Annotated in this window: 12 protein-coding genes and 1 tRNA gene; 11 read left to right on the top strand and 2 right to left on the bottom strand. The window is 47.1% G+C overall.

Features of this window, described 5'->3' with window-relative positions; all coding sequences use genetic code 11:
• The first annotated feature begins 139 nt into the window (after nucleotides 1-139).
• From lpxD to OS145_RS09110, 6 genes are all read left to right on the top strand, one after another.
• The gene (gene lpxD, locus OS145_RS09135; protein ID WP_006956099.1) at nucleotides 140-1168 is read left to right on the top strand and encodes a UDP-3-O-(3-hydroxymyristoyl)glucosamine N-acyltransferase; all 1029 of its coding nucleotides are present in this window, start codon (nucleotides 140-142) and stop codon (nucleotides 1166-1168) included.
• A gap of 9 nt (nucleotides 1169-1177) precedes the next feature.
• Nucleotides 1178-1636 carry a 3-hydroxyacyl-ACP dehydratase FabZ gene (gene fabZ / locus OS145_RS09130; protein ID WP_006956098.1) on the top strand — a complete coding sequence of 153 codons (459 nt, stop codon included), beginning with the start codon at nucleotides 1178-1180 and terminating at the stop codon, nucleotides 1634-1636.
• The gene (gene lpxA, locus OS145_RS09125) at nucleotides 1636-2403 is read left to right on the top strand and encodes an acyl-ACP--UDP-N-acetylglucosamine O-acyltransferase (protein ID WP_006956097.1); all 768 of its coding nucleotides are present in this window, start codon (nucleotides 1636-1638) and stop codon (nucleotides 2401-2403) included. The genes fabZ and lpxA overlap by 1 nt, the downstream gene beginning before the upstream one ends.
• A 14-nt stretch (nucleotides 2404-2417) precedes the next feature.
• Entirely contained in the window at nucleotides 2418-3557 is a 1140-nt protein-coding gene (gene lpxB / locus OS145_RS09120) for a lipid-A-disaccharide synthase (protein WP_040488060.1), read from the top strand.
• A gap of 75 nt (nucleotides 3558-3632) precedes the next feature.
• Complete coding sequence (locus tag OS145_RS09115) at nucleotides 3633-4553, top strand: glutathione S-transferase family protein (RefSeq protein ID WP_006956095.1); 921 nt, start codon at nucleotides 3633-3635, stop codon at nucleotides 4551-4553.
• Nucleotides 4554-4563: 10 nt separating this feature from the next.
• Entirely contained in the window at nucleotides 4564-5391 is an 828-nt protein-coding gene (locus OS145_RS09110; protein WP_006956094.1) for a pirin family protein, read from the top strand.
• Here the strand turns inward: OS145_RS09110 and OS145_RS09105 are convergent.
• Nucleotides 5388-7034, bottom strand: coding sequence for a response regulator (locus tag OS145_RS09105; protein ID WP_006956093.1), 1647 nt, complete (start codon nucleotides 7032-7034; stop codon nucleotides 5388-5390). The two genes, OS145_RS09110 and OS145_RS09105, sit on opposite strands and share 4 nt — an antisense overlap.
• Before the next feature lie 105 nt (nucleotides 7035-7139).
• Here OS145_RS09105 and OS145_RS09100 point away from each other — a divergent pair, with 105 nt between their 5' ends.
• A complete protein-coding gene (locus OS145_RS09100) occupies nucleotides 7140-8102 on the top strand; it encodes an NAD(P)H-quinone oxidoreductase (protein ID WP_006956092.1) in 963 nt (320 codons plus the stop codon).
• A 10-nt stretch (nucleotides 8103-8112) separates the two neighbouring features.
• Here the strand turns inward: OS145_RS09100 and OS145_RS09095 are convergent.
• A tRNA-Tyr gene (locus tag OS145_RS09095) sits at nucleotides 8113-8197 on the bottom strand.
• A gap of 116 nt (nucleotides 8198-8313) precedes the next feature.
• On the opposite strand from OS145_RS09095, the gene OS145_RS09090 reads away from it, so the two are divergent.
• Genes OS145_RS09090 through recJ form a run of 4 tightly spaced genes read left to right on the top strand, consistent with a single transcriptional unit; the run spans nucleotide 8314 to nucleotide 12175 of the window.
• Nucleotides 8314-8796, top strand: a complete 483-nt coding sequence (locus OS145_RS09090; RefSeq protein ID WP_006956091.1) for a VC2046/SO_2500 family protein — start codon at nucleotides 8314-8316, stop codon at nucleotides 8794-8796.
• 30 nt (nucleotides 8797-8826) lie between these two features.
• A complete protein-coding gene (gene xerD / locus OS145_RS09085; RefSeq protein ID WP_006956090.1) occupies nucleotides 8827-9732 on the top strand; it encodes a site-specific tyrosine recombinase XerD in 906 nt (301 codons plus the stop codon).
• Between the two features lie 11 nt (nucleotides 9733-9743).
• Entirely contained in the window at nucleotides 9744-10466 is a 723-nt protein-coding gene (locus tag OS145_RS09080) for a thioredoxin fold domain-containing protein (RefSeq protein ID WP_006956089.1), read from the top strand.
• The gene (gene recJ, locus OS145_RS09075) at nucleotides 10463-12175 is read left to right on the top strand and encodes a single-stranded-DNA-specific exonuclease RecJ (RefSeq protein ID WP_006956088.1); all 1713 of its coding nucleotides are present in this window, start codon (nucleotides 10463-10465) and stop codon (nucleotides 12173-12175) included. Before OS145_RS09080 ends, recJ begins: the two co-directional genes overlap by 4 nt.
• Nucleotides 12176-12177: the final 2 nt, after the last annotated feature.

The raw sequence follows: 12177 nt of genomic DNA, 5'->3' as shown, positions 1-12177 counted from the left end.
GAATGCCATTAATGCCGTTGCTGAAGCCGGTGATTATGATTTGGTATTGCAAAGTAACGCAGTTGCGTTCATGAAGTCTGATAATGATTTGTCTTCAAAAGTTGTTGAGCGTATGAGCGGCAATTCAGGTAACTAATCAATGACAGAATACTCTTTAAAGCAGTTAGCAGAGTATGTTGATGGTGAGGTTCGCGGCGACGCGAACCTTGTTGTTACTGGCATAGGAACGTTGCAGTCTGCGTCTGCGACGCAAATAGCTTTTTTGGCCAACAGTCGCTACAAAAGCCAGCTTGAATCAAGTCATGCGGGCGCAGTTATACTCTCACCGAAAGATGTAGAAGACACGCCTGCGATAAATGCCATCGTAGTCAACAATCCCTATGCCGCTTTTGCCAAAATTGCTCAACGCCTCGATACTACCCCGGCACCAGCCGAGGGCGTCGCCGAGACTGCGCGCGTACATCCCACAGCTAAGCTTGGTAGCAATGTTGCTTTAGGCGAGTACGTTGTGATTGAGGCGGGCGCAGTGATTGGTGATAATGTGGCGATAGGGTCGCATGCTCACATCGGACCTGAAGTGAGTATCGGGGAAAATACTCGAATTTGGTCAGGTGTGCACATTTACCATCGTTGTGTTATCGGCGCTCAATGTAATATCCATTCGGGGGCAGTGATTGGCGCAGACGGATTTGGTTGGGCACCCGAAAATGGTCAATGGCTTAAAATACCTCAAATTGGCCGTGTGATCATCGGCAACGATGTTGAAATTGGCGCAAGTACCACAGTCGATAGAGGCGCGTTAGACGATACAGTGATAAGTAACGGCTGTATTATTGACAACCAGTGCCAAATTGCACACAACGTATTTATTGATGAAAATACGGCCATCGCGGGTTGTACCGTATTGGCGGGAAGCTGTCGTATTGGTAAACGTTGTATGATCGGCGGTGCATCAGCCATTAATGGTCACATCAGTATTTGTGATGATGTGCAAATTATGGGTTTTGCCATGGTCATTAAAGAAATCAATGAACCTGGCGTTTATGCTTCGGGTATCCCAGCAGCCAGTCATCGCGAGTGGCGCAGAAACGGAGCGCGTTATCGTCAGTTAGATGACCTTTTCAAACGTGTAAAAGGTATCGAGCAAGAACTGCAAAAAATTAAGTAAAGGGAGAGGATGTTGAAAGCCACTGACTCTGGATTTGATATTCAAGGTGTACTCGACTTACTGCCACACCGCTATCCATTTTTATTGATTGATCGTGTAATTTCTTGTGATTGCGAGAAAGAGATTCATGCAATTAAAAATGTGAGTTTCAATGAGCCGATGTTTAACGGCCATTTTCCGGGTAATCCAATTTTTCCAGGGGTCTTATTACTTGAAGGCTTAGCGCAAGCAGCGGGACTGCTAGGATTCCGCATCACTGAGCAAAAATCGACTGCAAACGATTTATACTTGTTTGCTGGTATCGATAATGCGCGTTTTAAACGGCAAGTTATTCCCGGCGATACGATTCACTTTCACGTAACGTTTGAAAAAGAGCGTCGTGGTATTTGGAAGTTTTCAGGCCGCGCTGAAGTTGAAGGTGAATTGGCCGCGTGTGCAGACATCATTTGCGCGAGAAGGGAAGTCTAGTGATCCACGAAACGGCAATTATAGATTCGTCTGCTAAACTCGGCGCTAATGTCTCTGTTGGGCCGTGGACATTCATTGGTCCTGACGTAGAAATAGGTGATGATTGCGACATTCGTTCGCATGTGGTGATTAAAGGCCCTACGAAAATTGGTGCACGAAATACGATTTATCAGTTTGCCAGCGTGGGTGAGGACTGCCAAGATAAAAAATACGCTGGCGAGCCGACACAACTAGTGATTGGCGACGATAACGTTATCCGAGAATCAGTGACAATTCATCGTGGCACAGTTCAAGATGAGGGTATCACCCGTATTGGTGATCGAAACCTGTTTATGGCGTATGTCCATGTGGCGCACGACTGCATCATTGGTAATGACAACATTTTTGCCAATTTAGTGACGTTAGCAGGTCACGTTCACGTTGGCGATCAAGTCATTCTGGGTGGCTTAACAGGGGTACACCAGTTTTGCCATATTGGCTCGCACGCGTTTGCAGCCGTCAACTCAATCGTTGTACAAGATATTCCACCCTTTATTATGGCACAAGGACATAATGCGCGTCCTCGTACAATAAATTCAGAGGGATTAAAGCGCCGGCAATTTAGTGAGCATGAAATCCGTAATATTCGTCGCGCTTATAAATTGTTATATCGCTCGAGTTTAACGGTAGACGAGGCGTTAGAGCAAATTAGTGCACTTGAAGAGCCGAAACTCGACGAGTTTATTGAATTCGTTAAGCGCTCTCAAAGAGGCATTATTCGCCCCTAATGGAAAAACCAGTGATGTCCGTGAAAGTTGCTTTGGTCGCTGGTGAGCACTCAGGAGATATTTTGGGTGCGGGCCTCATGGCGGCGTTAAAATCACGCTATGCAAATATTGAATTCGTGGGTGTTGGGGGGCCTCTTATGGAAAGTGAGGGGCTTCGCTCTTTTTTTCCCATGGAGGACCTATCTATCATGGGCGTGGCTGAAGTCCTTCGGCACTTACCTAAGTTATTAAAGCATCGTAAGCAGCTCGTCACGTTTTTACGTCAGCAACAGCCAGATATTTTTATTGGAATTGATTCCCCAGATTTTAACCTTACGATTGAAAAAAGACTCAAAGACGTAGGTATTAAAACCGTTCATTATGTCAGTCCATCGGTTTGGGCGTGGCGAGAAGGTCGGATTAAAGGGATTAAAAAGGCTGTTGATCACGTGTTGTGCCTGCTTCCGTTTGAAAAGCAGTTCTATGATGAGCATGGATTGTCCGCGACCTTTGTTGGACATCCGTTGGCTGATGCTATTCCCCGAGAAACGAATAAAGCCGCCGCAAGACGACAACTGGGGTACCCCGAGTTAGGTCAATATGTGGGCTTACTACCGGGGAGTCGCAAAGGCGAGTTAGCGCGTATGGCGCCGACATTTTTACAGGTCTGTAAGGCACTAAAAAAGACCCATCCCGAGTTAAAGTTTATTGCTCCAATGGTCAATCAGGCGCGTGCGGATGAGTTTACTGCTCTGCTAGAAGATAATGACATGCAGACCGATGTCGAAGTGTGTCTCGGACATAGTAGAGAAGTAATGGGGGCGTGCGATTATCTACTGCTCACATCAGGAACGGTGGCGCTAGAGGCGTTATTAATCAAGCGTCCGATGGTCGTTGCTTATCGTTTTGCTTGGCTTTCTTATCAAATTATTAAACGGCTTTTTCATGCGCCTTTCTTCTCTTTACCCAACCTACTTGCGAATCGGGCTATCGTTCCAGAGTTGGCGCAAAGTGATGCAACGGTTGAACGGATCGTCGCACACATGGAGCAGTTAATCGATGAAAACAACCAAGCGCTAGTCGCTGAGTTTGATCGTATTCATCAACAACTCGATCAGTCAGCGAGCGATGTGGCAGCGAATGTGATTTCAGATCTTCTAGAAAATCGAATGTAATCACGGAAAATCTTCGCTAATAATCCTAAAAAATATGTTCTATTATCACTGTAGTTGATAAATAGGAGATCAATAATGGGTTTGTTAGTTGATGGTGAGTGGCATGATAAGTGGTACGACACCAAAAAGCATGGTGGACGTTTCGTTAGAAGTGAGTCACAGTTTCGTAACAGTATCGAGCAGGGGGGCCCTTTCTTGCCAGAGTCGGGTCGCTATCATCTGTTTGTATCCTACGCATGCCCTTGGGCTCATAGAGCTCTAATTTTTAGAAAACTTAAAGGACTTGAGCAACATATTGATGTCTCAGTTGTTCATCCTTTGATGCTAGAAAATGGTTGGGAGTTTTCAGCTGCTCCGCTTAACGATCCGCTCTATCAGTCGGACTTTCTGTACCAATTATATCTGAAAGCTGATCCGAACTACTCCGGCCGTGTCACTGTGCCTGTGTTATGGGATAAACAACAGGAAACTATCGTAAATAATGAGTCGGCAGAGATCATACGTATCTTTAACTCCGCGTTTAATGATTTAACTGGAAATGAGCTCGATTTTTATCCCGACCATCTGCAACAGGAAATTGATGAAGTCAATGAACGCGTTTATCACGATATAAATAACGGTGTTTATAAATGTGGCTTTGCGACCGAACAGCGTGCGTATGAAGAGGCGTTCAAAGCGTTATTTGACGCCTTAGAATGGGTTGAAGAGCGCCTAGACGGACGTGATTACTTAGTTGGCGACCAACTCACCGAAGCAGATTGGCGATTGTTTACCACGCTAGTACGTTTTGATGCCGTCTATTTTGGCCACTTCAAAGCTAATAAATACCGCATCAGTGATTATCCACGGATGCGTGACTATTTGAGCCGTTTGTTTCACTACCCGGGCGTTTCAGAAACGGTGGTAATGGATCATATTAAGCGCCATTATTATGGTAGCCATAAAACGATTAATCCCACTCAGATTGTACCAGTGGGTCCTGAGTTATCATTCTAAGGAGTGGGTCATGGGTGTATTAAAACGCGTTAAGGGGATAGCGGCGCAAGACGGAGCGGGTGTTAAGCTATCTCGCATTATCAATCAGCCTGGCTTTAAACATCAGGACCCGTTTTTAATGCTGGACGAATTTCGCTCAGACGATCCCGATGATTATATTGCTGGTTTTCCACCACACCCTCACCGTGGTTTTTGTACGTTAACTTATATGCTGGCGGGTGAAATGGCTCATGAAGACTCGGTCGGCAACAAAGGGCTTGTTGGAGCGGGAGGTGTGCAGTGGATGAAAGCGGCTCGAGGAATTATCCATGCTGAAATGCCCAAGCAAACAGAAGGTCTTATGTGGGGGTTTCAATTATGGATAAACCTACCTGCCAAATTTAAGATGGATGCGCCCGAATGGTTCGACTACAAAGCAGATGTCATTCCAGAAGTTCATCTTCAGCAAAGTATGTTGCGATTGATCGCGGGTCGTTATGGCGAGCAAGAAGGACCGGTAAATTTACCTGAACAGCGTTTTTTAGTTGCTGACTTACGTTTTTCTGAAGCCAGCAGCGAAAAACTGGATATCATGGCCTACACAACGCAATTGCTATATGTGTATCAAGGCTCGATTACGCTTGACGGTGAGCAAGTTGAACGAGGCGAGCTTGTGGTCTTCGACGGCCCATTGAACACCAGTATTATTCATGGGGAGCAAGGCTCCGGCGTTATGTTGTTGTTGGGAGATGCAATAGGTGAACCTATCAGCCAATATGGTCCCTTTGTCATGAATACGACACAGGAGATAGAGCAAGCTATTCGTGATTACCAACAGGGAAGGCTGACCGAGGCTTAGCTAAGGTTAAAACGAGCAGTTTGTTTAATCAGCTGCTCGTAACGAGCGGCATGTGAATCGGTTAACGTTAAACCTTGTAGCGTACGTAAACATGAGAGGCATTCTTTTTTCAAGAAGCCAATTTCTTTATTCGAGTTTGCTTCGGCACAATATCGAACAGCAGCCTGTATAAAGTTAAGAGCGGCGCCGCTGTTGAGAGGAGCTACTTTTAGTGCTTCTCGGAAACTGTTGAGTGCTTCCTTATAAAAGCGCTCTTCATATTCTTTGATGCCGCGTTCATGTAGCTGTCGGAATTGACTGCGACGTTGTTCAGATCGTTTTACTCGATCTTTTAACAGACGGTCAGTGTATTCATCAACGGAGAACAGCTGTTGATACTGCTTCATAATGTCATCCGCTTTTTCAAATTCACCTAAATCCATCAAAATAGCGACGATATCGAAGCTTACTTCCTCAGGCAACGAGTGGCCTGCTGCTAGATCAACACCAAAAATTTGGTTAAGTCTGTCTTGAGCTTCGCGTAAGCGTCCGTTGAAAGCGTCGATGCGTGACAGTAATACGGACTCGATCGTTTCAAAAGCGATATCTGAATAAACGAGGTTTTCATCGTAGCGCGCACGCTGCAATTCCATGGTCGCTTCAGTTTGATATTTCGCTACTTGCTGGCGCGTTTCCGCATGCTCGGCGGCATCTAAGATGGAACGTAGGTAATTACACAGATGTTGCACGTTACGATGAACCGAAGTACGGGCGATTTGCAGTACATTGTTCATCGCTTGCTTGGCTATTTCGTAATTCTCTGAATCACGTGCGATGCGTGCTAGTAGGGTCTGCCGCTCGATCGAGAACGGCGCCATAGAAATGGCCATGCGGGCACTATCGAGGGCATCATCGAGCGCCGCCTTGCTGAGGTGACAGCGCGTTCTCAGATCGTGCGCTTCAATCGCATTCGGCATTTTTTTAATAACAATGTTTAACAGTTCGAGTGCATCATCAGGGCGTTGCTGAAGTAAACGCGTTTCAGCCAGCTTTAAACTTGCCCAACTCTGACCACCTTCTTCCAATAAACGGGCAATCGCGGCATCAGCGGCCTCAAGTTGACCTGTTTTATTAAACAGTTCAATTTGTAATTTTTGACAGTAGTTGGCATAGCGACTTTGTGCGTCGATATGTTTTTGACAAGCGGTAATACACTGCTGATAGTCTTTATTAAACAATGTTTTGAATACATCTCTTAGCCACATTCTGCGTTTATAAGCTCTTAATAAACGCGCATGTAGAACGCGGTGTGAAAACGGTTTTGTTAGGTAGTCGTCGGGCTGAAGCTCAAGTGCACTGAGTACCATCGGTCGCGTGTTGTCGCCAGTGATGATAAAAAATAGCGTTTCAGGCTTAAGCATACCGCGCTGCCGTAACTCCTCGAGCACTTGGCGACCGTTTTTTCCTCGGCCTAAATTGTAGTCGACCAACATAATGTCGTAGGGCCGGCGTGCATAGGCTGCAATGCCCGCTTCACCGGTTCGTTTAGCGTCGACTTCTTTTGCACCGAGATTAATCAAAAGCCCCTTCAACATGACTTGAAAGGCTTTTTGATCCTCAATGATTAGGACACGTTTTTCCGATAAATCCAGTACTTCGCTCATACCGTAGACACTAATAGAAGAATTAATGACAGCATACTGTCAAACATAAATTATGTTAAGTCTCTACTCGGTTTAACGCGCAATTTAAAGGGAAATAAGTAAATTATGAGAGTAGCATCCATTAAAGAAGGGCAAATTGAGTGGAATGAAGCGGAGCTATCAAAGGAACTCAGTGCTCACCAAGTAAAAATTAAAATTAGCCATGCGGGTATCAATCGCGCTGATCTAATGCAGGTCGCAGGAGCCTATCCACCTCCGCCGGGAGCGTCAGACATTCCCGGGCTCGAGTGTTGTGGTCAGATTGTCGCTGTTGGCGATCAAGTGGATACTTTTGCAGTGGGGGACGATGTCTGCGCTTTGCTTGCCGCTGGGGGCTATGCCCAGCACGTCATTGTTGATCAACAACAAGTACTCCCGCTACCTCAAGGGTGGTCGAAAGCGCAAGGAGCAGGTTGGTTGGAAACTTTCGCGACCGCATATCTCAATGTCTTTCAATTGGCGCGTGTTAAACCGTCAGACCGAGTGCTGGTGCATGCGGCAGCGGGAGGAGTTGGCACATCCCTGCTTCAATTATGCAAAGAGAAAGGAATTAGTACGGTCGCGGTGGTAGGAACTGACGAAAAGCAAACTTTTTGTCAAAAGCTGGGCGCGAGTTTGTCGATAAATCGACATCATGAGCGAGACTGGAACGCTATAGAGAAAGAAGGTGTTGACGTGATATTGAATCCCATCGGCGGTGACTCTATTGCCCGAGACCAACGCTTTTTAAATACCGAAGGTCGCATCGTGCTAATCGGTTTAATGGGGGGACGTGAGGGCCAGGTCGACTTTGGACGAATGCTAATCAAGCGACAACGTATCATCGGCTCAACGCTCCGAGCACTCTCCGCTGAACGCAAGGGAGCCATTTTGAGTGAATTGTGGGCGGAATTTGGAGACGCATTCAATGCGCGTCGCGTTATGCCAATGATTGATCAAGTGGTGCCAGCAACGGATGTGAATGAAGCGATGGACTACATGCGCGAAAATCGAACGTTTGGAAAAATAGTATTGGATATGAACGCTTAATAAGAAGAAGTGGTGGAGGGGGCAGGATTCGAACCTGCGAAGGCTGAGCCGTCAGATTTACAGTCTGATCCCTTTGACCGCTCGGGAACCCCTCCATCAGAAGAGCGCGTATGATAGCAACCTGAACTCTGTTGTAAAGGGTAAACTAAAAAAACTCATTGTTTCTCGTACTTTGCCGATATGACTGATATGTCAGTCAGCGGAGTTAGCAATGCAAGTGGTACGAGAACCACAATTGGATTCCTTTGTTAAAACAGCAGAGTCGTTTGCCAACGAAGCAATCAATGACGGTTTTGCCGCGACTTTTGCTTACTGGGTATCGGCGCTGAGTGATAGGCCTGCCGTTGAAGGGATGACACCACCCGAGCCAAACTGGCAACGAAGGATTGGTGCTGCACGACCACGCCCACTGGATGCTGGCGGTCATTATAAATTGCCGGCTGGCGTTTATAACGATGCTTCTGAGCTGACCCAGCAGCGCCTTGTTGATGCCTTGAATCCGCAACCTCTTGTCTTAGACGCGTCGCCCAATCGTCTGCCATTGGAACTCATTGCAAACTTGGATTGGCAAACGAGACAGCGTCGTCAACGTAGCAAGCTCGTCAAGCAACAGCCGCAGCGACGCTCCAACCCATCTCGTTTGTACGATGTTTTGCAGTCAATGGGTATAGAAGATCAGCAACCTCTCATGTAAGCTGACATCTTTCCAGTTGTCAGTACAAGAATGGGCATGAAAATTCATCCACAAGATGCAGAGCGTATTGAGCAATTTGTTGAGCATTTATGGCTTGCTCACGGTGTGAGTGAGAATACGCAAGCAGCTTACCGCAGTGACTTAAAGAAGTTTTGCGAGTTTTTGGCACAACACAGGTTGGGTCTTCATCAGGTAACATCTACGGTCGTGCAAGATTATTTGCTTTGGCGTCGCTCTCAGGGTCTGTCACCGCGGAGTACATCACGATTTTTGAGTGCTATGAAAAAGCTGACGCCATACGCCCTAAAGTCAGGCTGGTTTGTCACCGATCCGATCGCTAAGCTTAAACGTCCTAAAATGAGCCCCGCAGTACCTCACTCACTGACTGAATCCGATGTGTTGTCCCTATTAGATGCACCTGATGTCGATACGCCCATTGGTTTGCGCGATAGAGCGATGCTCGAAGTATTGTACGCAACCGGTTTGCGAGTAACGGAATTGGTCCGGTTACAATATGACCAAGTCTCATTGGCACAAGGCTTGGTGCGCGTTGTCGGTAAAGGTGATAAAGAACGGTTAGTGCCGTTGGGTGAGGAAGCTATCGAATGGCTATCGCGGTATATGAAGTCGGGTCGTCCAGTCCTCAGCGAGCGTCAGTCGGGTTGGGTGTTTATTACTCAGCGAGGGACGTTGTTAACGCGGCAAGCTTTTTGGTATCGGATCCGAACCTATGCCGAACAGGCCCAGATCAATAGCCATTTGTCGCCTCATACACTGCGTCATGCGTTTGCTACTCACTTGCTTAATCATGGCGCTGACTTGAGGGTACTGCAAATGTTGCTAGGGCATAGCGATCTGTCAACAACACAAATTTATACACAAGTAGCAAAAGAGCGCTTGCAGCAAATGCATGCAACGTTCCATCCACGAGGATAATCGAGGTCAATATGAAGTTGTTTCCTAGTCTTAGCGCCGTTGCGGTGTCGTTCTTGTTTTTGTCAGTCAATGCGCTGGCTGAGCAACAGCCAGACGTGAGTAAATTGGAACGTTTGGGTGTCGAGATCTCAACTATAAAGCCAGCGGGCATTGATGGTCTGTATGAGCTGTCCACTAATCAGGGAATCGTTTATATGACCGCTGATGGTGAACACTTGCTAGTCGGTAACCTGTATCAGTTGGGTGAGGGCGCACCTTTGAATGAAACTGAGCAGGCATTAAAGGCATTGCGAAAAGAAAAAGTGGCTGAACACCAAGATGAAATGATTGTTTATCCATCATCTAAGCAACAGTATGCCATTACTATTTTTACCGATACAACCTGTGGCTATTGTCGGAAATTGCATCACAATTTGGGAAGTTATCTTGATAAAGGCATTACTATTCAGTATTTGGCATTTCCGCGGGGTGGCCTAGCCTCGAAGGGCGGACGCGAATTACAGCAAGCTTGGTGTGCAAAAGATAGCGGCAAAGCGTTGTCATCACTATTCAATGATCAAGCGATCCGCGCCACTACCTTATGCGATAATCCCGTCGCTGAACACTACCAGCTAGGACAAATGCTGGGTGTAACAGGAACGCCCGCCGTAGTTTTACCGAGCGGTCGTATGTTGCCCGGAATGCGGACAGCAGATGCAATCATTGATGAAATTAAAGCTGATAACGAGTTATGACGTTCAAAGTAGTTAAGCGTTATCCGGATCACTTCGCCGAACAGCTACCAGCGGACTGGCCTGCGACCATTCGACAAATTTTAGCGCATCGAGGGGTTACTCGACCCGAACAACTCGATCTTCGTTTGCAGGGTATGGCGCATTTTTCTCAGTTGCGAGGTATTGATGCGGCATGTGAAGCGATGCTCGAGGCACGTGAACACAATGAAGCGATTGTCATCTGTGGTGACTTTGACGCGGATGGTGCAACCAGTACCGCATTGTTGATGTCCGCTCTACCGCAGTTAGGTTTCACCAAAGTCACTTATCGCGTGCCGAATCGAATGACTGAGGGGTATGGCCTTTCAGCAGCGATTGTTGAGCAGCTAGCCGAGCAACAGGTGGGGCTGATACTCACGGTCGATAATGGTATTGCCGCACATGATGCGGCAATACGCGCCGCCGAATTAGGAATCAAGTTAGTCATTACCGATCATCATTTAGCCCCTGCGTCATTACCGCCAGCGGCTGCGATAGTCAATCCTAATCAACCCGGCTGTGAGTTTCCGAGCAAAGCGTTAGCCGGTGTCGGCGTTGCATTTTATCTATTGGCGGCATTACGCGCACGATTGCGCGAAACGGGTGAGCAGACACCCAATTTAGCAGACTTTCTTGACTTGGTGGCCTTAGGTACCGTTGCCGACGTGGTGCCGCTCGATAAAAACAACCGTATTTTGGTTCAGCAAGGCCTCAATCGTATTAAAGTAGGTCAGTGTCGCGCCGGCATACGCGCATTAATTGAGCAAAGTGGTCGCGATATTGCAAAGTTACAAGCGAGTGACTTGGGATTTGCCATAGGGCCTCGTATAAATGCCGCGGGGCGCCTTGATGATATCAGCCTGGGTATCGAATGTTTACTGGCGTCGTCTGAGCGCGCGCAACAGCTTGCTCAAACATTATGTGACTTGAATAAACAGCGACGGGAAATTGAGGCGGACATGAAAGCTGAGGCTGAGTCCATTGTGAGTCAGCTTCAGCTCGATAATCAAGGTCAGCTGCCGAATGTCATTGTGCTCTATAACGAACAATGGCATAGCGGGGTAATTGGTATCGTCGCAGGGCGTGTAAAGGAGCGAACCCATCGTCCGGTAATCGTGTTTGCTAAAGAAAGTGATACTCATTTAAAAGGCTCCGCGCGCTCAATTGATGGTGTACATATTCGCGACCTGCTTGAGCGTGTGGACACTCAATATCCCGATGTAATTGAACGTTTTGGCGGTCATGCGATGGCCGCTGGACTGTCTTTAGCCGAAGCACAACTAAACACCTTTCAAAGCGCAGTGTCGCAAGCGGCAGCTGATTGGCTGACTGATGAGGTTGTACAACCCGTTATCTGGTCCGATGGCCAGTTATCCGATGAGCAATTAACGGTTGAATTTATTCAGCAACTCGAACGTTTTGGACCTTGGGGACAAAAGTTTCCAGAACCTATTTTTGATGGCGAGTTTCGGATACTGCAGCAGCGCATTGTGGGGGAAAAGCATCTCAAGCTTGTCGTTCAAAGCCCCGAAGGCGGTATTTTCGATGCCATATCGTTTTATTGCGATATTGAGCAGTGGCCCAATCATCAGTGTCAGTGGGTCGAACTTGTCTATAAACCACAACTGAATCATTTTCGCGGACGTACTTCAGTGCAGTTGTTGGTGGAGCAACTGCGCGCTTTGCGGTAAAA

Origin of the sequence: Idiomarina baltica OS145 (assembly GCF_000152885.1) — a bacterium.
Classification (GTDB): Bacteria; Pseudomonadota; Gammaproteobacteria; order Enterobacterales; family Alteromonadaceae; genus Idiomarina; species Idiomarina baltica.
The sequence above is the reverse complement of the archived record's forward strand: the minus strand, read 5'-3'. Positions and strand labels throughout refer to the sequence as shown.

Bases quoted from the DNA above. Each gene is read 5' to 3' on its own strand.
- lpxB (WP_040488060.1), top strand. From the start codon at position 2,418: ATGTCCGTGAAAGTTGCTTTGGTCGCTGGTGAGCACTCAGGAGATATT.
- OS145_RS09090 (WP_006956091.1), top strand. From the start codon at position 8,314: ATGCAAGTGGTACGAGAACCACAATTGGATTCCTTTGTTAAAACAGCA.
- OS145_RS09105 (WP_006956093.1), bottom strand. From the start codon at position 7,034: ATGAGCGAAGTACTGGATTTATCGGAAAAACGTGTCCTAATCATTGAG.
- fabZ (WP_006956098.1), top strand. From the start codon at position 1,178: ATGTTGAAAGCCACTGACTCTGGATTTGATATTCAAGGTGTACTCGAC.
- OS145_RS09100 (WP_006956092.1), top strand. From the start codon at position 7,140: ATGAGAGTAGCATCCATTAAAGAAGGGCAAATTGAGTGGAATGAAGCG.
- recJ (WP_006956088.1), top strand. From the start codon at position 10,463: ATGACGTTCAAAGTAGTTAAGCGTTATCCGGATCACTTCGCCGAACAG.
- lpxD (WP_006956099.1), top strand. From the start codon at position 140: ATGACAGAATACTCTTTAAAGCAGTTAGCAGAGTATGTTGATGGTGAG.
- xerD (WP_006956090.1), top strand. From the start codon at position 8,827: ATGGGCATGAAAATTCATCCACAAGATGCAGAGCGTATTGAGCAATTT.
- OS145_RS09110 (WP_006956094.1), top strand. From the start codon at position 4,564: ATGGGTGTATTAAAACGCGTTAAGGGGATAGCGGCGCAAGACGGAGCG.
- OS145_RS09115 (WP_006956095.1), top strand. From the start codon at position 3,633: ATGGGTTTGTTAGTTGATGGTGAGTGGCATGATAAGTGGTACGACACC.
- OS145_RS09080 (WP_006956089.1), top strand. From the start codon at position 9,744: ATGAAGTTGTTTCCTAGTCTTAGCGCCGTTGCGGTGTCGTTCTTGTTT.